Origin of the sequence: Amycolatopsis orientalis (genome assembly GCF_000943515.2) — a bacterium.
In the GTDB taxonomy this organism is placed as follows: Bacteria; Actinomycetota; Actinomycetes; order Mycobacteriales; family Pseudonocardiaceae; genus Amycolatopsis; species Amycolatopsis orientalis.
In genome coordinates this window covers 6,706,393-6,725,103 of sequence record NZ_CP016174.1, presented here as the reverse complement: position 1 = coordinate 6,725,103, position 18,711 = coordinate 6,706,393, and the positions used below count along the sequence as shown (strand labels likewise).

At 69.2% G+C, this 18,711-nt stretch carries 20 protein-coding genes; 18 read left to right on the top strand and 2 right to left on the bottom strand.

Going from position 1 to position 18,711, the window contains the following annotated elements; all coding sequences use genetic code 11:
- Positions 1–25: 25 nt before the first annotated feature.
- Complete coding sequence (locus SD37_RS29070) at positions 26–643, bottom strand: (2Fe-2S)-binding protein (RefSeq protein WP_044850899.1); 618 nt, start codon at positions 641–643, stop codon at positions 26–28.
- The gene (locus SD37_RS29065; RefSeq protein ID WP_044850898.1) at positions 643–1,503 is read right to left on the bottom strand and encodes a putative RNA methyltransferase; all 861 of its coding nucleotides are present in this window, start codon (positions 1,501–1,503) and stop codon (positions 643–645) included. Before SD37_RS29065 ends, SD37_RS29070 begins: the two co-directional genes overlap by 1 nt.
- Before the next feature lie 175 nt (positions 1,504–1,678).
- Here SD37_RS29065 and SD37_RS29060 point away from each other — a divergent pair, with 175 nt between their 5' ends.
- The 18 genes from SD37_RS29060 to SD37_RS28975 all read left to right on the top strand — a co-directional run bounded on the left by SD37_RS29060 (position 1,679) and on the right by SD37_RS28975 (position 18,600).
- Complete coding sequence (locus SD37_RS29060) at positions 1,679–3,073, top strand: ammonium transporter (RefSeq protein ID WP_044850897.1); 1,395 nt, start codon at positions 1,679–1,681, stop codon at positions 3,071–3,073.
- Complete coding sequence (locus SD37_RS29055) at positions 3,070–3,408, top strand: P-II family nitrogen regulator (protein WP_065913008.1); 339 nt, start codon at positions 3,070–3,072, stop codon at positions 3,406–3,408. Before SD37_RS29060 ends, SD37_RS29055 begins: the two co-directional genes overlap by 4 nt.
- 9 nt (positions 3,409–3,417) lie before the next feature.
- Entirely contained in the window at positions 3,418–5,733 is a 2,316-nt protein-coding gene (locus SD37_RS29050) for a [protein-PII] uridylyltransferase (RefSeq protein WP_044850896.1), read from the top strand.
- Between the two features lie 147 nt (positions 5,734–5,880).
- The gene (locus tag SD37_RS29045; RefSeq protein ID WP_044850895.1) at positions 5,881–6,273 is read left to right on the top strand and encodes a hypothetical protein; all 393 of its coding nucleotides are present in this window, start codon (positions 5,881–5,883) and stop codon (positions 6,271–6,273) included.
- A 50-nt stretch (positions 6,274–6,323) separates the two neighbouring features.
- Positions 6,324–7,196 (top strand): non-homologous end joining protein Ku, encoded by an 873-nt coding sequence (gene ku, locus SD37_RS29040; protein ID WP_065913007.1) that lies wholly within the window; start codon positions 6,324–6,326, stop codon positions 7,194–7,196.
- Between the two features lie 261 nt (positions 7,197–7,457).
- The gene (locus tag SD37_RS29035) at positions 7,458–9,119 is read left to right on the top strand and encodes a pentapeptide repeat-containing protein (RefSeq protein ID WP_044850893.1); all 1,662 of its coding nucleotides are present in this window, start codon (positions 7,458–7,460) and stop codon (positions 9,117–9,119) included.
- Positions 9,120–9,197: 78 nt separating this feature from the next.
- A complete protein-coding gene (gene ffh, locus SD37_RS29030) occupies positions 9,198–10,742 on the top strand; it encodes a signal recognition particle protein (protein ID WP_037303512.1) in 1,545 nt (514 codons plus the stop codon).
- A 2-nt stretch (positions 10,743–10,744) separates the two neighbouring features.
- Positions 10,745–11,818: an amidohydrolase family protein gene (locus SD37_RS29025; RefSeq protein ID WP_044850892.1), complete on the top strand. Its 1,074-nt coding sequence runs from the start codon at positions 10,745–10,747 to the stop codon at positions 11,816–11,818.
- Between the two features lie 208 nt (positions 11,819–12,026).
- Complete coding sequence (locus tag SD37_RS29020; RefSeq protein ID WP_083255113.1) at positions 12,027–12,776, top strand: CPBP family intramembrane glutamic endopeptidase; 750 nt, start codon at positions 12,027–12,029, stop codon at positions 12,774–12,776.
- 57 nt (positions 12,777–12,833) lie between these two features.
- The gene (locus tag SD37_RS29015) at positions 12,834–13,637 is read left to right on the top strand and encodes a CPBP family intramembrane glutamic endopeptidase (protein WP_044850890.1); all 804 of its coding nucleotides are present in this window, start codon (positions 12,834–12,836) and stop codon (positions 13,635–13,637) included.
- 158 nt (positions 13,638–13,795) lie between these two features.
- Positions 13,796–14,242, top strand: a complete 447-nt coding sequence (gene rpsP / locus SD37_RS29010) for a 30S ribosomal protein S16 (RefSeq protein WP_037303508.1) — start codon at positions 13,796–13,798, stop codon at positions 14,240–14,242.
- Positions 14,243–14,396: 154 nt separating this feature from the next.
- Positions 14,397–14,636, top strand: a complete 240-nt coding sequence (locus SD37_RS29005; RefSeq protein ID WP_003103110.1) for an RNA-binding protein — start codon at positions 14,397–14,399, stop codon at positions 14,634–14,636.
- Positions 14,637–14,652: 16 nt separating this feature from the next.
- Complete coding sequence (gene rimM / locus SD37_RS29000; protein WP_037303506.1) at positions 14,653–15,165, top strand: ribosome maturation factor RimM; 513 nt, start codon at positions 14,653–14,655, stop codon at positions 15,163–15,165.
- Positions 15,165–15,929, top strand: coding sequence for a tRNA (guanosine(37)-N1)-methyltransferase TrmD (gene trmD, locus SD37_RS28995; RefSeq protein WP_044850889.1), 765 nt, complete (start codon positions 15,165–15,167; stop codon positions 15,927–15,929). Before rimM ends, trmD begins: the two co-directional genes overlap by 1 nt.
- A 182-nt stretch (positions 15,930–16,111) precedes the next feature.
- Positions 16,112–16,480, top strand: a complete 369-nt coding sequence (rplS, locus tag SD37_RS28990) for a 50S ribosomal protein L19 (protein ID WP_044850888.1) — start codon at positions 16,112–16,114, stop codon at positions 16,478–16,480.
- 31 nt (positions 16,481–16,511) lie between these two features.
- Entirely contained in the window at positions 16,512–17,441 is a 930-nt protein-coding gene (gene lepB, locus SD37_RS28985; protein ID WP_044850887.1) for a signal peptidase I, read from the top strand.
- A gap of 59 nt (positions 17,442–17,500) precedes the next feature.
- On the top strand, positions 17,501–18,280 hold the full coding sequence (locus SD37_RS28980) for a ribonuclease HII (RefSeq protein WP_044850886.1): 780 nt from the start codon (positions 17,501–17,503) through the stop codon (positions 18,278–18,280).
- Positions 18,277–18,600, top strand: a complete 324-nt coding sequence (locus tag SD37_RS28975; RefSeq protein WP_003096226.1) for a DUF2469 domain-containing protein — start codon at positions 18,277–18,279, stop codon at positions 18,598–18,600. Before SD37_RS28980 ends, SD37_RS28975 begins: the two co-directional genes overlap by 4 nt.
- Positions 18,601–18,711: the final 111 nt, after the last annotated feature.

Below are 18,711 nucleotides of genomic sequence, written 5' to 3'. Positions count from 1 at the left end.
AAGACGCGAAAGGAGGCACCATCCGCTAACCGAGAGCCGACCGAAGGCGGCGGTCCCGTTCCTCCGGAGTCTGCCGCGGGCAGCTGGCGCACTTCGGATTCCCCGCCTCGTAGATCAGGCAGCACGAAGCGCGGCGCACCACGGTGTTCCGCCCGACCCGGGAGAACCGTGGCTCCGGCATCCCGAGCCCGATCGCGGCCACGAGCGGCCCCGCCAGCGCGACCGCTCGTTCGGTGTCGCCGGTCCACAGCAGGCGATTGCCGATCGAATCCGTCGCGATCGCGCCCAGTGCCCGCGGATTAGCCCCCGTGACGGCCGCGATGGTGCCGATCGCGGTGCCCAGTGTCCCGGCGAACGCCGCGCCGAGTCCGGCGAGGCCGCCGGGAACGACGCGGGACGACCGGGCGCCGGTGAAGCGGCCGTCCGGCACGAGATCGATGGTGACCGCGTCGAGTGACGGGTCCAGTGGTTCGCCATCGCGCACGAGGGACTCCACCGAGGGGGCGACCAGCACCGAAGACAGCGAGTACCACCAGATCGTGCCGAGTACCTCGGGTCGCGAGCAGCCGTAGAGTTTCGCGGCGCCGCCGATGCGGGCGCTGACCCAGGCGGTGTCGGCGAGCAGGGTCGCGGGTGCCTCCATCAGGGCACCGGCCGGTACAGCGTGACGCTGAACGAAGTGGTGACGTCCACCGATCCGGTGACGGAGTCGAGGCGTTCGCGGCGTCCGTCGCGGTGCAGGTGATGCGCGCTCGGGCCCATCTCGACGACCTGGCGGATCTGTGCGGGCGACAACGTCACCCGCTGGGTGACGTCGCGCCGTTCCACCCTGCTGAAGCGCTCGCCGAGGGTCTCCTCCAGCCGCGCGTCCTTGCCGCCGTCGACGGAGATCACCAGATCGCCCAGTTCACCGAGGTGCCCGGGATTCGGCGTCGCGACGACCAGCAGCCCGTCCGCGGTCAGGACGCGATGGAACTGTGCCGCGTTGCGGGGTGCGAAGACGTTGAGGACCAGCGAGGCGCTGGAGTCGGCCACCGGCCAGGGCTCCCACAGGTTCCACACGGCCGCGCCCGCGCGCGTGTGCGCGCGGGCGGCCCGGCGCAGGGCGACGGCGGAGACGTCGAGCGCCAGTCCGTACGCGGTGGGGACGGCGTCGAGCACGTGCGCGAGGTAGTACCCCGTGCCCGCGCCGGCGTCGATGATTAGCCCGCCCTCGACGTACTCCGAAGCCACCTTCGCGAGCGCGTCGGCGAGGGGGAGATAGACGCCCGAAGAGAGGAGGTCGACGCGAGCGGCGACCATCGGCGCGGTGTCCGCCGTGCCGGCCGGGATGCGTGCGTGCAGGAGGTTGACGTAACCCTGCTTCGCTACGTCGAACGAGTGACCTCGCCCGCAACGCACCGTGCGGCCGGTTGAGCCGACCGGGTCACCGCAGACCGAGCACAGCAGTGACCGGACGATCTCCGGTGGCAGTGGGTCATTACCGGGGCCGGGCGTGTTCATGGGGATATTCGACCACGACGTTTCGTAACCGGACAGAACGCACCAGGTCTCCGGAAACCTGGACGTAACAACGGCGCACCGACAGTTCACGCGGGTGAAACCTGAATCGCCGTTCGAGGAAACACCGCCGACCAAAAATTCCTGCGCAGTACACCCCAGGCACGGGAGGAAGATTGTGCTGAACGCAGGAGATACGGCATGGGTACTGATCAGCGCCGCGCTGGTCATGCTCATGACACCAGGACTCGCGTTCTTCTATGGCGGTATGGTCCGCGCGAAGAGCGTCCTGAACATGCTGATGATGAACTTCATCGCGCTGGCCGTCGTCGGTGTCCTCTGGACGCTGTACGGCTTCACGATGGCGTTCGGCAACGACGTGGGCGGCGGTCTGCTCGGTAACTTCGACTTCGCCGGTCTCTCGAACATCTCCGGCAAGCTCGCCGGGTTCGCCACGGCCGCGACCGGCACCACGCCCGAGGTCGCCTGGCCCGGCGCGGACGCGCTGCCGCTGTTCGCCTTCGTGATGTTCCAGCTGATGTTCGCGATCATCACGCCCGCGCTGATCTCCGGTGCCATCGCCGACCGCGCCAAGTTCTGGGGCTGGACGCTGTTCGTCGCGATCTGGGTGACCATCGTGTACTTCCCGGTCGCGCACTGGGTGTTCTCGTTCAACGGTTTCGTCGGCGCCGACGCGGTCGGCGGCTGGATCGCCAACCAGCTCAAGGCACTCGACTTCGCGGGCGGTACGGCGGTCCACATCAACGCCGGTGCGGCGGGCCTGGCGCTCGCGATCGTGCTCGGCAAGCGCAAGGGCTGGCCCAAGGGCACGGGACGTCCGCACAATGTGCCCTTCGTCCTGCTGGGTGCCTCGCTCCTGTGGTTCGGCTGGTACGGCTTCAACGCCGGTTCGTCGCTGGCCGCCAACGACCTCGCCGCCGTGGCGTTCACCAACACCACCGTCGCGACCGCGGCCGCGGTGCTCGGCTGGCTGATCATCGAGCAGATCAAGGTCGGCAAGCCGACCACCCTCGGCGCCGCTTCCGGTGCCGTCGCGGGTCTCGTCGCGATCACCCCGGCCGCCGGGTTCGTGAGCCCGCTGGGCGCCATCGCCATCGGCGTCATCGCCGGCGCCCTCTGCGCGCTGGCGATCAGCCTAAAGTTCCGCTTCGGTTTCGACGACTCCCTCGACGTCGTCGGCGTCCACCTCGTCGGCGGTCTCGTCGGTACGCTGCTCATCGGTTTCTTCGGCACCACCAGCGTCAACTCGCTCGGCGTCGACGGCCTCTTCTACGGCGGCGGCCTCGGTCAGCTGGGCAAGCAGGCCGCGGCGGCGGGAGCCGTCCTCGTGTACTCGTTCGTGCTCACCTTCGTCATCGGCTGGGTGATCAAGAAGCTCGGTGGGTTCCGCGTCAGCGCGGAGGACGAGGTCAGTGGTATCGATGAGGCCCAGCACGCGGAGAGCGCGTACGACTTCACCGGTTCGGGCGGCGGCCTCGGCCAGCCGAGCTCGATCCAGGTCAAGGCGCCCACCGGTAACGCGGCCACGAAACTCGAGGAGAGCAAGGCATGAAGCTGATCACCGCGATCGTCAAGCCGTTCACGCTCGACGACGTCCGCTCCGCGCTGGAACAGCTGGGTGTGCTCGGCATGACGGTCAGCGAGGTGCAGGGCTACGGCAGGCAGAAGGGCCACACCGAGGTCTACCGGGGTGCGGAGTACTCCGTGGACTTCGTGGCGAAGCTGAGGCTGGAGGGCGTCACCGACGACTCCAACGTGGAAAAGGTGCTCGAGGCGATCACCACCGCCGCCCACACCGGCAAGATCGGCGACGGGAAGATCTGGGTGACGCCGGTCGAGACGGTCATCCGGGTACGTACCGGCGAACGCGGCTCGGACGCTCTATAGGCGTCACGGATGGCCGACGGGGGTGAGCTGGTCAAGGCCACCGAGCGATTGCTCGAGGGCAGGCACGGGAGGCTGGGGTCGGCCGCGTTGCGGGCGGCCCTGGTCGACCTCTACGAATTCTGGTTGGGCAAGGGCGCCGCGGCGGCCGGCGTCGACACCGCCGATCCCGGTGTCGCGCTGGCCGCTGTCGGCGGCCTGGGGCGCAGTGAACTGGTGCCTTTCTCCGACCTCGACCTGCTGTTGCTGCACAACGGCAACTCCCGGGTCGGCAAGATCGCCGACGCGATCTGGTACCCGTTGTGGGACGCCAAGATCGGTCTCGACCACTCGGTCCGCACGCCGGGTGAGGCGCTGAAGGTGGCGTCCGAGGATCTGCGGACGGCGATGGGACTGCTCGACATCCGGCATATCGCCGGGGACGCCGACATCACCGCCAGGCTGGCGGCCGCGGCACGGGACCAGTGGCGGCGGACGGCCAGGAAACGGGTCGACGAGCTTTCGGACGCGGTGCGTCAGCGCTGGGCCCGCAGTGGCGAGATCGCGCAGTCCGCCGAACCTGATCTCAAGCACGGCCGAGGCGGGCTTCGCGACTTCGCCGTCCTTGAGGCGATGGCGGCGGCGCAGCTGACCGCGAGGCCCGGCGAGGAATTGCTGGCGGCCAAGGGGCTGCTGCTCGACGTCCGGACGGAGCTCCGGCGCGAACTGCGCCGGGAGCGTGACATCCTCAGCGCGCCGGAAGCCGAGACGGTGGCCGGTGAACTCGGGTTCGGCGACCGGTTCACCTTGGCGCGCAAGCTTTCCGGCGCGGGGCGGACCATCGCCTACGCGGTCGACGTGACGCTTCGGTCCACTGTGGAACCACCGAAGGCCCGGTTCGGCCGCCGTCCGTCGCGGACACCGCTCGACGAAGGCGTCGTCCTGCACGGGAACGAGGTGGCGCTGGCGCGGGACGCGGTACCCGCCAAGGATCCGGCGCTGCTGCTGCGGGTCGCCGCGGCGTCGGCCCGGATCCGGAAGCCCATCGCGCACGGGACCCTCCGCGCGCTCGCCGAGACGGCGCCGGAACTGCGTGCGCCGTGGCCTGCCGACGCCCTCAAGGCGCTGGTGGAGCTGCTCGGCGCGGGCGAAGGGCTGATCGACGCCGTCGAGGCGCTCGACCGGACCGGACTGTGGGCGCGGCTGTTCCCCGAATGGGGATCGGTGCGCGATCTCCCGCCGAGGTCGCCGGTACATTCGTGGACCGTCGACCGGCATCTCGTACGGGCCGCGGTGGAGGCGTCGAAACTGACGACCACCGTTTCGCGGCCGGACCTGCTGCTGATCGGCGCGCTGCTGCACGACATCGGCAAGGGCCGCGACGCGGACCATTCCGAACTCGGCGCGAAGATCAGTGCCCAGGTGGCCGCCCGGCTCGGGCTGCCGGAAGCCGATTCGGCGCTGGTGGCGGCGATGGTGCGGCATCACCTGTTGCTGCCGCACACCGCGACACGGCGGGACATCAGCGATCCGGCCACGATCCAGCGCGTGATGAAGACGCTCGACGACAACCTCATCCTGCTGGAGTTGCTGCACGCCCTGACGACGGCCGATTCACTGGCCACCGGCCCTGGCGTGTGGACCGACTGGAAGGCCAGGCTGCTCGCCGAACTCGTGTCCGGTTGCGAAGAGGCGTTGCACGGCAAGGGTTTCGTACCGCCGGAGCCGATGGGCGCCGAACAACGGGAACTCGTCGCCGAGGCGGTGGCCTCCGGCCGTGGCGAGGTACGGATCACCGCCGCGGGCAAGGTCGTGACCGTGGTGCTCGCGGTCCCGGCGCGCGCGGAACTGCTGGCCCCCGCCGCAGGCGTGCTCGCGCTGAACTCCCTGGAGGTCCACGCGGCGGTGCTGCGCGGGCACGACGGGGGACGGGCGGGGGTGTTCACGGCGTCGCCGAAGTTCGGCTCGCTGCCCGACGTCACGTTGCTGCGCGAGCAGTTCGCGCGGGCGGTGGCCGGGACGCTGCCGCTCACGCAGCGGCTCGCGGCGAAGGAACGGGACTACGGCGGGGACGGGACCCCGTCGGCCGGGGCGAAGGTGATCTGGTTCGACGACGAGACCAGCGGGCAGGACACGGTCGTGGTCGAACTGCGGGCCGCGAACCGGATCGGGCTGCTGTACCGGGTCGCGGGCGCGCTGCGGCGGTGTGAGGCCGAGGTGCGCTGGGCGAAGGTCGCCACGCTCGGTGGCGCCGTTGTCGACTCGTTCGCCGTCGCTCCGCGGACAGGCCGGGTCGACCAGGCCTGGCGGTCGAAGATCGAAGCCGCGTTGCTGGCCGCCGCTTCCTGATCCGGCTGCGCGTGAAGGACTCCTTCCCTCGACTGAGCCGAGGGAAGGAGTCCTTCACGCGCTGGACCGGGGTGTCGCGCGGGTGGCGGAGGGTAGCGGTGGCAGGATGTGCGCCGTCGGGACCGAAGGATCCGGAGGGGTGAGCGCGTGCTGGGACACGAGCAGAACCCGCCGGGACCGCAGCGGCTCACGCTGCCGCCGACAGTCGTCGCCTCTCATCTCCGAAGCTGCGCGGACGACCTCGCCACTTCGCTGACCGCGTCGGGCACCGCCGCGACCGTGCCCGAACTGCTCCAGGTGGTCGAGCACCTCGTCGCCGGGCAGCAGGCGCTGGCCGTCGCGCTCGAAGGCCTGGCGAGCCGGGTCGACGAGGGCGGGGAAAGCACGTTGGCCGCCGCTCGGGAGGTCGACGTCGAGGTCGTCGCCGAAGTACTCCGCGCGGCCGCCACCGCTGTCGGCTGTTCGGCCGACGCACTCGCCGAAGCAGGCCCGTCATTCGAATGTGTGAGCGAATCAGTGGCCCCTGACACCCGTTTGTAGCTGTTCCGCCGCTTCGGCGCGTGGATACGCTGATCAGGCGGAGGTGGGCCATGAGGGCGGTGTGGAGAGGCACGATCGGATTCGGGACCTACGCCATCCCGGTGAAGGCGTACAGCGCGACCGAAGAGCACAACGTCCCCCTCCACCAGGTGCACGAGCCGGACGGCGGCCGGGTGCGGGTGAAGTGGGTCTGCGAGGTCGACGGCGCCGAGGTGCCCCCGGCCGAGATCGCCAAGGGACACCTCCTTCCCGGTGGTGACACCGTTCTGCTGACCAGCCGCGACTTCGCGTCGCTGCTCGCGCCGACCACCCAGTCGATGGACGTCGTCGGGTTCACCCCGGCCGAGCAGGTCGACTCGATGTACTTCGCGCGCAGCTACTACCTCGAACCGGAGCCGGCGGGTACCAAGCCGTACGTGCTTTTGAGCGAGGCGCTGCAGCAGTCCGGGCGGATCGCGATCGTGAAGGTGCCCCTGCGGCAGCGCGAGACGCTGGGCGCGCTCCGCGTGCGGGATCAAGTGATCGTGCTCGAGACGATGCTGTGGCCGGACGAGATCCGGCGGCCCGACTTCCCGTTCCTCCACGAAGACGTCGACCTGCGGCGCGGGGAACTGCGGAACGCGGTCTCGCTCATCGAGGATCTCACCCAGGATTTCGAACCCGGGCGCTACACCGACCGCTACCGGGAAGCGCTGGAAGCGCTCATCCAGGCCAAGCTGGACGGCGACGACGTCCTCCAGCCCACCGCCGCCGAACAGGCCGAGGGCGTGACGCGGCTGCTGGCGGCCCTGCAGCGGAGCGCGGTCGAGGCCGACCGTGCTCCGGTCGGGAAGGCCAAGGAAGCGGCCGGTAAGGCGCGAGAGGCACGTACGCGGGCGAAGAAGGCTTCGTCGTCGGCGAAGTCACGCGCCAAGACCAGTTGAGTAGTTCTACCCAGGGAGAGTTGGGGGTCTTCACGCTGCCGTGACCCCACGGTGACCGGGCATTCTCAGTCCATCGCGCGGAACGAGCGCGGGATGCGAATCGCCTGGTACTGGGGGTCCGGCGAGCCGTTGTCCCGAGAAGCTCGCCGAGTGTGCTTACGGTCGGCTCGCGGGGAGGCGAGCCTTCCGTAGGGGCTCCGATACCGGCTTGCGAGGGGCGGCCGGTCTCGGAGCCCTGTTTTTTGCGCTAGGAAGGACGCCATGGACGAGGCATGGGCGGCATGCGACCTCGAAGACTGCCGTGGCGTGCGCGTCGACGACTTCGACCGCTGCCTCAAGCATCTCGAACCCGCGCGGCAGGACGAGTACTTCGCCGGTCTCTCGCTCGGCGCGGAGGTCGACCTGCGGGGAACCGAACTTTCGCGGACTCTGGTCGAGCGGCTCGTCGACGCGGTGGGGAGCATCGACGGCCGCCGCGCGGAATTCGGCCGGGCGGAGTTCGCCGGGACGGTATTCCGTGAATTCGCGGACTTCCGGGGCGTGACCTTCTTCGACGGGAATTTCGAAGGTGCCCGGTTCGAGGCCGCCGTCACCTTCGACAAAGCGGATTTCCGCGATGGCGGTTCGTTCCTCGGCAGCCGTTTCGTAGACCGGGCGACTTTCGAGGGCGTCGTTTTCGAGGAAGTCACCTTCGAGGGCGCGAACTTCGTGGGCGACACCAGGTTCGACCGGGCGGCCTTCAAGGGCGGCGACTTCACGAACACCCGCTTCGACGGGCGCGTCTCCTTCGGGAAGGTGAAGTTCGCGGGTGACGTGTCCTTCTCTCACGGGTTCCCCGAGGACGTTTCCTTCGACGAGGCGGAGTTCGCGGGCGAAGCCGGTTTCGGCCTGGTGCGTTTCGACGGCCGCGCCACGTTCGTCAATGCCAAATTCGCCGCGGGCGCGACGTTCGGCGGTGCCACGTTCGATGACCACGCGTGGTTCGACGACGCGCGCTTCGACGGAGAAGTGACGTTCGAGGACGTGAAGTTCCATTCGGAAGTCAGTTTCGAGGGAGCCGTCTTCACCGTCGCCGAGCGCTTCGGGCCCGTCACCGCCGAGAGACTGATCTTCGGTCGGGCGACCTTCCGCAGACGGATGATCATCGACGCCAGAGCGCCGAAGGTGGACTGCACGCACACCAGGTTCGCAGAAGGGGTCACGCTCAACCTGGGACGGCACTCGTCGGCGGATCTGGAACGGACGTTCTTCGGCAAGGCTTCGACGGTCATCGGCGCCTCCGTGGCGTCCGTCGCGGGAACGGATGTCGCCGACCTCGTGTTCACCGACGTCGGCCTGGCGCACTGCCGCTTCGCCGGCGCGCACCACCTGGACAAGCTGCGGCTGGAAGGGGACTGCAGGTTCGCCACGTACCGGAAACGCCAGGTGCTCGCCGAGGAACGGGCCTGGCGCGCCGACCGGGACGCGCCCGTCGGCCCCCGCCGCATCGGCGATCTCTACCGCCAGCTCCGGAAGGCGCAGGAAGACAGCAAGAACGAACCCGGCGCCGCCGACTTCTACTACGGCGAGATGGAGATGCGCCGCCACAGCCCGGTCACGCCGTGGTCGGAACGCGTCATCCTCCATCTCTACTGGCTCATCTCCGGCTACGGCCTCCGCGCCCTCAGGGCCCTCGCGACCCTCGCCGTCCTCATCGCGGTGGTCACCGCCGCCTTCACCGCGGCGGGCTTCAAAGGGAACCCGGGCTTCGGGGAAACCCTGATCTACGTCGCCCAGAGCACCGTTTCGCTGGAAACGAAACTCGCGTCGCTGCCGAAGGACCTGACACCGTCCGGCGAGGTCATGCGGCTGGTCATGCGCGTTCTCGGACCGTTGCTGCTCGGGCTGACGCTGCTGGCCGTCCGCAACCGCGTCAAACGCTGACCCCGGACACCGACTACCCTGGGAAGCCGCCGGTCCGTACCGGCACGCCACAACGACCCAGCTGGAGCGTGCACACCCGTGTTCGACACCCTCTCCGATCGGCTCACGTCCGCCCTGCAGACCCTGTCGCGCAAGGGCAGGCTCTCCGACGCCGACATCGACGCCACCGCGCGTGAGATCCGGATCGCACTGCTCGAGGCGGACGTCGCGCTGTCGGTGGTCAAGGACTTCATCGCCCGGATCAAGGAGCGCGCCAAGGGCGCCGAGGTGCACGGCGCGCTGAACCCGGCGCAGCAGGTCATCAAGATCGTCAACGAGGAACTCGTCACCATCCTCGGCGGCGAGACCAGGCGGCTCACGTTCGCGAAGAACCCGCCGACGGTCATCATGCTCGCGGGTCTGCAGGGTGCCGGTAAGACCACCCTCGCCGGCAAGCTCGCGCTCTGGCTGAAGAAGCAGGGCCACGCGCCGCTGCTGGTCGCCTGTGACCTCCAGCGCCCCAACGCCGTCACGCAGCTGCAGGTGGTCGGCGAGCGCGCGGGTGTCACCACGTTCGCGCCCGAACCCGGCAACGGCGTCGGCGACCCGGTCGACGTGGCCCGCCGCGCCATCGACGAGGCCAAGCGCGCCCAGCACGACATCGTCCTCGTCGACACCGCCGGCCGTCTCGGTGTCGACGAAGAGCTGATGAAGCAGGCCGCGGACATCCGCGACGCCGTGACGCCGGACGAGACGCTGTTCGTCGTCGACGCGATGATCGGTCAGGACGCGGTCACCACGGCCGAGGCGTTCCGCGACGGCGTCGGGTTCACCGGCGTCGTGCTCACCAAGCTCGACGGTGACGCCCGCGGTGGTGCCGCGCTGTCGGTCCGCCAGGTCACCGGCCAGCCGATCCTGTTCGCGTCGAACGGTGAGAAGCTGGAGGACTTCGACCTCTTCCACCCGGACCGGATGGCCAGCCGGATCCTCGGCATGGGTGACGTGCTCAGCCTCATCGAGCAGGCCGAGCAGCATTTCGACCAGGAGAAGGCCGAGCAGACCGCGGCCAAGCTCGGCAGCGGCCAGCTCACCCTGGAGGACTTCCTCGAGCAGATGCTCGCGGTCCGCAAGATGGGCCCGATCGGCAACCTGCTCGGCATGCTGCCCGGTGCCGGACAGATGAAGGACCAGCTCGCGCAGGTCGACGACAAGCACCTCGACAAGCTGCAGGCGATCATCCGCGGCATGACCCCCGCCGAACGCGACGACCCGAAGATGATCAACGCTTCGCGCCGCCTGCGGATCGCGAAGGGGTCCGGCGTCGCCGTCCGCGACGTCAACGACCTGGTCAACAGGTTCTTCGAGGCGCGCAAGATGATGGCGCAGATGGCGGGCCGCTTCGGCTTCGGCGGCGGAGGCGGCGGCAGCAAGAACCGCAAGGGCAAGAAGGGGAAGAAGGGCAAGGGGCGCGGCCCGACGCAGCCCAAGATCCGCGGCGGGTTCCCCGGCGGCATGCCGATGCTGCCCCCGGGCGGTATGCCCGGCGGCCCTGGCGGCGGCATGCCCGACCTCTCCCAGCTCGGCGGGATGAACGACGTACCGGGCTTCGACCCCAAGAAGTTCAAGTTCCCGAAGGACAAGTAGCCGTGGAGGCTCTGCACCTGGCGGGCGTCGTCCTGCCGGACGGCGAGCACCGCGAGCTGTGGATCACCGGCGGCCGGATCACGAGTGAACCGGTCGCCGGAGCGGAAACCGTTGTCCGGCAAGGCTTTCTCGTGCCCGGCCTGGTCGACGCGCACTGCCATCCCGGCATCGGGGTCGGCGGCGCCACCACCCTCGAAGAGGCCGCCGGACAGGCGATCACCGATCGCGACGCCGGAACTCTGCTGATCCGCGACTGCGGGCTGCCGATCGACGTCCGGCCGCTGCAGGAACGCGTCGACCTGCCGCGGATCATCCGCGCCGGACGGCATCTCGCCCTGCGCAAGCGCTACATCCCCGGTCTCGGCATCGAACTCGACGATCCTGCCGAACTGCCGAAGGCGGTCGCCGAACAGGCCAGGGACGGCGACGGCTGGGTCAAACTCGTCGGCGACTGGATCGACCGCGGGATCGGCGATCTCGCGCCGCTCTGGCCCGACGACGTCCTCGCCGAGGCCATCGCGGTCGCGCACGCCGAGGGCGCCAAGGTGACGGCGCACGTGTTCGGCCAGGCCGCGTTGCCCGGCTTGATCGACGCGGGGATCGACTGTCTGGAGCACGGCACCGAACTTTCGGCCGACCAGCTGGGGGTGCTCGCCGAACGCGGGATCGCGCTCGTGCCGACGCTGATCAACATCGAGAACTTCCCCGGAATCGCCGACAAGGCGGGCAAATACCCGGTGTACGCCGAGCACATGCGGGCGCTGCACGCCGGCGTCGGGACGATGGTCTCGACGGCGATCGAGGCCGGGGTCGCGGTGTACGCGGGGAGCGACGCGGGCGGCATGGTCGAGCACGGCAGGCTCGTCGACGAGATCGAGGCGCTGCACAAGGCGGGCATGTCCGCTGAGCAGGCGCTGGCTTCGGCTTCGTGGGCGGCGCGCGACTGGCTGGGCGTGCCCGGAATCGTCGACGGCGCCTCGGCGGATCTGCTGGTCTACCCGTCCGATCCGCGTGAGGATCTCGCGGTGCTACGGCATCCGAGCCACATCGTCCTGCGTGGCAAGATCTACGCCTGACCCGACTCCATCCGTGACCGGAGCGGCACCGGGCCGTGTCCTGTGGGTCTTGTCCGCGGTCTTCGCGCCCAAGCGGCCCCTGGCGGCACGGGCGATCCGACCGAGTACGACCCGGTACGAGGCCGCATCGCCCGTACCGCCAGGAACCACCTGGATCACGAAGCCCATCGAACAAGACTCACAGGACACGGCCTAGCGTGGAGGCGTGGTGGACGACGGGCAGGCTCGCGAGCGTCTGGTGCTCGGAGCGCACTGGGGATTCGTAGCGTTCTTCGCGGGCATCGCCGGATACCACCTCGTCACGCTCGTCATGAGCTTCCTGCTGTCGGGTCGCTTCGGCGGCTACGACCCCCTCGAACTCCGTGACGTCGGCCCGCTGCTGATCCTCGCGTTCCTGCCGACCCTCGTGCTCGGTCTCGGCCCCGTGGCCGGCTCCCGGGTCTGGGGACAGGGACTCCGCGTGGATTTCGGGCTCAAACCCACCTGGCGCGACGTCCGGATCGGGCTCGCCTGCGGAGCGGCCGCGCTCGCCGCCGGCTACCTCCTCAACCTGCTGCTGCTCGCCGTCTACGGCACCGACAGCACCGACAGGACCATCTCCGACGTCTCGCCCGGCCCGATCACCGAACTGTCCGGCACCGCCGAAGGCGACACCGTCTGGCTGGTGGTGGCCGCGGCCATCGTCGTCTTCGCCGCCCCGGTCACCGAAGAACTGCTCTTCCGCGGCACCCTCTGGAACGCGATGGGCTTCCACCGCCTGCCCTCGTGGGTGATCCTGCTGGTCACCGCGCTGGTGTTCGCCCAGCTGCACGGGGAGGCCGCGCGCACGATCGCGCTGTTCGGCCAGGGCATCGCCATCGGCCTCGCCCGGTATCTTTCCGGCCGGGTGAGCGCGGCCGTCATCGCGCACGCCGCCAACAACCTCCCACCGGCGGTATTGCTCTTCGCGGCGAGGTGATCGCCGGGCCGGGCGGTTAGAGTCTTTGGGTAACCGAACGATCACCGGAGGATCGGCGTGACCGTATCTCAGCCAAGGGAGCCGATCCCCGAGGCCGCGCCGCCCGACGAACTCACTGCCGGAGGTGCGGTGGCCGCGCCCGACACGCCGCCGCATCGCTGGGGGTTCGGGGCCTTCCTGCTGGTGGAGGCCGTCCTTCTCGCGACCGCGGCGTTCGTCAGCGTCCTGCTCGGCGACGTCCAGCCCGGCCAGCCCCTGCCGATGCGCGTGGTGCTGCTGGGCACAATGGTGCCGACGATGATCGCCGCCGGGGTCGCGCTGCTGATCACCCGGCTCCGCGGCAACGGCCCGTTCACCGATCTCCGGATCGGCTGGTGCTGGGCCGACGTCAAGATCGGGCTCAAGCTGGGCGTGGTCGGGCTCGGGTTCACCTCGCTCGCCGCCTACGTCTGGACACAGGTCGTCGGCGACGCGAACGCGACCTCCGCGATCAGCGCGCTCGTGGAGGACCGGCGGATGTCGGTCTCGGCGGCCGTCGTCATGTTCATCTACCTGTGGCTGATCGGGCCGATCTGCGAGGAGATCATCTACCGCGGCCTCCTGTGGGGTGCCGTGGAGCGGTTGACGTGGCGCACCGAGCGCTGGGGGAGGATCGCGGCGTTCCTGGTCTCGACGGCCGTTTTCGCGGCGAGCCACCTCGAACCGCTGCGCACCACGCTGCTGCTGGTGATCGCGATCCCGATCGGGCTGGCCAGGGTGTTCACCGGACGGCTGCTCGGCAGCGTCGTCGCCCACCAGGTGAACAACTTCCTCCCGGCCGTGACGATCCTGCTCGCCTCGCTCGGGATAGCCGCGTTCTGACGGCCGGCCGGCGTCTGGCAGAATGTACGCTTGCCTGCTTTGGCCGGACCCTCTCACCGTGCCCAAGCTTCGGACCTTCGGGTGTGCGCAGCCGTTCCCCACTCGGCTGGCGTGCGCCTTCCACCTGCATCAGAGAGAACTGAGGAGTACCCACACCCGTGGCCGTCAAGATCAAGCTGCAGCGTCTCGGCAAGATCCGTGCGCCGTACTACCGGATCATCGTCGCCGATGCGCGCACCCGCCGTGATGGCAAGGCCATCGAGACGATCGGCAAGTACCACCCCAAGGAGGAGCCCAGCCTCATCGAGGTGAACTCCGACCGCGCCCAGCACTGGCTGTCCGTCGGTGCCCAGCCGACCGAGCCGGTCCAGCGCATCCTCGAGATCACCGGTGACTGGCAGAAGTTCAAGGGCCTGCCGGGCGCCGAGGGCACCCTGAAGGTCGCCGAGCCGAAGCCGTCGAAGCAGGACCTCTTCAACGCCGCGCTCGCCGCCGCCGGTGACGCTCCCTCCACGGAGGCCACCACCCCGAAGAAGAAGTCCGCCCCGAAGAAGGCCGAAGCCGACAAGGCCGAGGCCGCCGAGGGTGACAAGGCCGAGGCGTGAGTCGCGGCACCCGAGCCGACAACACCGCGCGCCCCGGCCGTGAGGCCCCGCTATCGCGGCGGCAGGGCGCCGACCAGGAGAACGTGATGATTGGTCGTAACGTGCGCCCTGGCGACGTGATCGCGGTCGCGCGTGGAATCGCGGAGGGACAAGCGTGAGTTTCCTCGCTGACTCCCTCGAACACCTGGTGCGCGGGATCGTCGACAACCCGGACGAGGTCCGGGTCGAGCTGTTGACCACGCGTCGTGGCCGCACGCTCGAGGTGCATGTGCACCCCGACGATCTCGGCAAGGTGATCGGCCGGGGTGGTCGCACGGCGACCGCCCTGCGCACCGTCATGGGCGGCATCGGTGGCCGCGGCGTCCGCGTGGACGTCGTCGACACCGATCGCTGACCAGGGACACAACGGGATGGACGTCGTAGTCGGCCGGATCGCCAAGGCGCACGGAATCCGCGGGGAACTCGCGGTGGACGTGCGCACGGACTCGCCGGAACAGCGGTTCGCGGTCGGTTCGGCCGTCACGACGAAGCTGCGTGACGGCAGCAGCAGAAACCTCACCATCGCAGCCGCCCGCGAACACAGCGGGCGGCTGCTGGTGCGTTTCGAAGAGGTGCTGACCAGGGATGTCGCGGAGACCCTCCGCGGCGCCCTGCTGATCGCCGACACCTCGACGCTGCCGCCGACCGAAGACCCCGACGAGTTCTACGACCACGAACTCGAAGGACTGAGCGCCGAACTCGGCGACGGAACGGTCATCGGCAAGGTGATCGAAGTCGTGCATTCACCCGCCGGCGAGCTGCTGTCGATCGAGCACGACGGCCGTGAGGTGCTCGTGCCGTTCGTGAAGGCGATCGTCCCGGCCGTCGACGTCGCGGGCGGACGTGTGGTCCTCGACCCGCCGGAAGGCCTGCTGGACGCCTGATGCGCCTCGACGTCGTCACGATCTTCCCCGAATACCTCGACCCGCTCCGCGCCGCGCTGCTCGGGCGGGCGATCGACCGCGGCCTCATCGAGGTCGGCGTGCACGACCTGCGGGACTGGACGCACGACGTCCACCGCGCGGTCGACGACGCCCCGTACGGCGGCGGGCCCGGCATGGTGATGAAACCGCAGATCTGGGGCCCCGCCCTGGACGACGTCTGCGGCGAGAACACCCGCCTCGTGGTCCCGACTCCCGCCGGACGGCCGTTCACGCAGGCCATGGCGCACCAGTACGCCGCCGAGGAGCACCTGGTGTTCGCGTGCGGCCGCTACGAGGGCATCGACCAGCGGGTGATCGACGACGCCGCGCGGCGGATGCCCGTCGACGAGGTCTCGATCGGCGACTACGTGCTGGTCGGCGGCGAGGCGGCGGTGCTGGTGATGGTCGAGGCCGTCGTCCGGCTGCTGCCCGGGGTGCTCGGCAACGCCCGCTCCGCCGAGGAGGACTCGTTCTCCGACGGCCTCCTCGAAGGCCCCAGCTACACGCGGCCGGAGGTCTGGCGGGACCTGGCCGTGCCGGACGTCCTGCGTTCCGGCAACCACGCGCTGATCGACCGCTGGCGCCGTGACCAGGCGCTGGAGCGGACCGTGCGCCGCAGGCCCGAACTGATCGGGCGACTGCCGGAAGGTAGTCTCGACAAGCACGATCTCAAGGTCCTCGAACGCTTGGACGAGGACACCGGCCAGGCCGGGTCAAGCACCTGAGACCTGGTCTGCAATACTTGACAGGTTGGCGTGAGCGGACGCGCGAATTTGTACTCCGGACACTGTCGGAGTCAGATGCGCGAGGTCGGCCGGAACGCCATCAGCCCCCGGGTAGGTCGCAGTGCCCGACACTGCGCGCCCAAGCTGCACGTAAGCCATACGAAGACGAGGACGGACCACCGATGAACACCCTGGACGCGCTGGACGCGCAGTCACTGCGTTCCGACATCCCGGACTTCCGACCGGGCGACACGCTCAAGGTTCACGTCCGCGTCATCGAGGGCAACCGCGAGCGTAACCAGATCTTCCAGGGCGTCGTGCTGCGTCGCCAGGGCGGCGGCATCCGCGAGACCTTCACGGTCCGCAAGGTGTCGTTCGGTATCGGCGTGGAGCGCACCTTCCCGGTGCACTCGCCGAACATCGCCCAGGTCGAGGTCTTCAAGCGCGGTGACGTCCGCCGGGCGAAGCTGTACTACCTCCGCGAGCTGCGCGGCAAGGCCGCCAAGATCAAGGAACGCCGCGAAAACCGCGAGACGGCCTCCGCCAAGTAGGTAGCCGCACGGTTACCGGTAACCTGGCGTCGTGGTCGAACCCGTGTCCCAGAACACCTCCGAAGACGAGCCCGATCGCCCCGAAGAGGAGCGCCCCACCAGGGCCTCCCGCCGGGGCCGATCCGGGGCCAAGAAATTCGGCAAGGTCAACAAGAAGCGGTCGTTCTGGAAGGAACTGCCGATCCTGATCGTCGTCGCACTCGTGCTGACGATCTTGATCCAGCAGTTCCTCGCCAAGGTCTACATGATCCCCTCGGGGTCGATGGAGACCACCTTGCACGGCTGCTCGGGATGCACGGGCGACCGGATCCTGGTCGACCGGATCACGTACGACTTCACCGATCCCGGTCCTGGCGACGTGGTGGTCTTCAAGGGACCGCCCGCCTGGGTCGGCGAGATCGACACGCCGGAGTCCAGCAACATCTTCGTCAGTGGCTTCCGCACGCTGGGATCCCTGATCGGGTTCGCGCCGCCGGACGAGCGTGACTTCGTCAAGCGGATCATCGCGGTCGGTGGCCAGACGGTGCAGTGCTGCGACAACAACCGTGTCGTCGTCGACGGCAAGGCACTCGACGAGCCGTACGTTCACTGGGAAGAGGGCATGCCGCCCACCGAGCGGACGTTCGAGCCGGTCAAGGTGCCCGCCGGCTACGTCTGGGTCATGGGCGACAACCGCAACAACTCGAGCGACTCCCGTATCCAGGGCGGCGGCGGCGTGAACGGCGCGGTCCCGGTCGACAACATCATCGGCAAGGCGCGCGTCATCGTGCTCCCGCCCGGCCGCTGGGGCGGCGTTTCGGACCACAACCCGCAGGCGAACGCCCAGCCGCTCGCGCTGGGTGCGCCGGCGTGGCAGCAGGGGCTTCCCCTGGGCGTCGGCATCGCCGCCGCGTGGCCCGTGGTCTTCCTCGGCAGGCGAATGTCGGCTGGAGTGCGCAAGGCGGTCGACCGGAGGCGGTAAAGGCCTTGAGAGTTCCTGTACCGCTCACACCGGCTGAGCCGCTTCGGCCGCCGAGGGCTGTGGTGCGTGGCGACCTCTTCTGGGGGTTGCAGGGTGCGCTGGACCGGCGGGGCCTCGGGCCCGTCGCCGGAGTCGACGAGGCAGGGCGCGGTGCTTGCGCCGGCCCGCTCGTCGTGGCCGCGTGCGTCCTGCGCTCCGGAGACGCCGCCCGGCTGCCCGAGCTCACCGATTCGAAGGTGCTCACGGCCAAAGCCCGCGATCGCGTCTACGACCGGGTCGTCCAGCGTGCGCTCGACTATTCGGTCATCGTGATCTCCGCGGCCGAGGTCGACCTCTTCGGTATCCACGTGATGAACCTCGAAGGCATGCGGCGGGCCGTCTCGGCGCTGCGAAGCACCCCTGGCTACGTCCTGACCGACGGCTTCCGCGTCTCCGGCCTGCCCGCACCGAGCGTGCCGGTGATCAAGGGGGACAAGGCCGTCGCCTGTGTGGCGGCCGCGTCGGTGCTGGCCAAGGTCACCCGGGACCGGATCATGGGCGACCTTCACGACGTGCACCCGCATTACGGCTTCGACGTGCACAAGGGCTACAGCACCACCGAGCACAGCGCGGCGCTGACCACGCACGGTCCGAGTCCGGTGCATCGCTGGTCGTACGCGAATGTGGCCACCGCGGCCGCCGCGCATCGAGCGCGACCGCCTCACCCGGTGGTGCTGACCGTCGCCGCCTTGGAAAACCCGAGCGTGCCGATACGTGCCCTGAGCCCCTACGTGGGTAACAATGAACGCTCCGCCGCTGGAGTAGCAGCAGAATCGCGAGGAGGGGCGCGGATTTCATGAGCGCAGAGGATCTCGAGAAGTACGAGACCGAGATGGAGCTCTCGCTTTACCGCGAGTATCGCGACATCGTCGGCCAGTTCTCGTACGTGGTGGAGACCGAGCGGCGGTTCTATCTGGCCAACGCCGTCGACGTGCAGGTGCGCGACGGCGGCGGTGAGGTGTACTTCGAGGTCCGCATGTCCGACGCGTGGGTCTGGGACATGTACCGGCCGGCCAGGTTCGTCAAGCACGTACGGGTCATCACGTTCAAGGACGTCAACGTCGAGGAACTCGACAAGCCGGATCTCCGGCTGCCGGAAGACGGTCCGTTCTCCGGCTGAGTCTTTCTCGCGACTACCTGAAGGCCCCCTTCGCCGCGTCCAGCGTGGTGAAGGGGGCCTTCATTTGTGTACTTACGCCTGACCTGCGGGGTGGCGTGCGGCTCTCGGGGC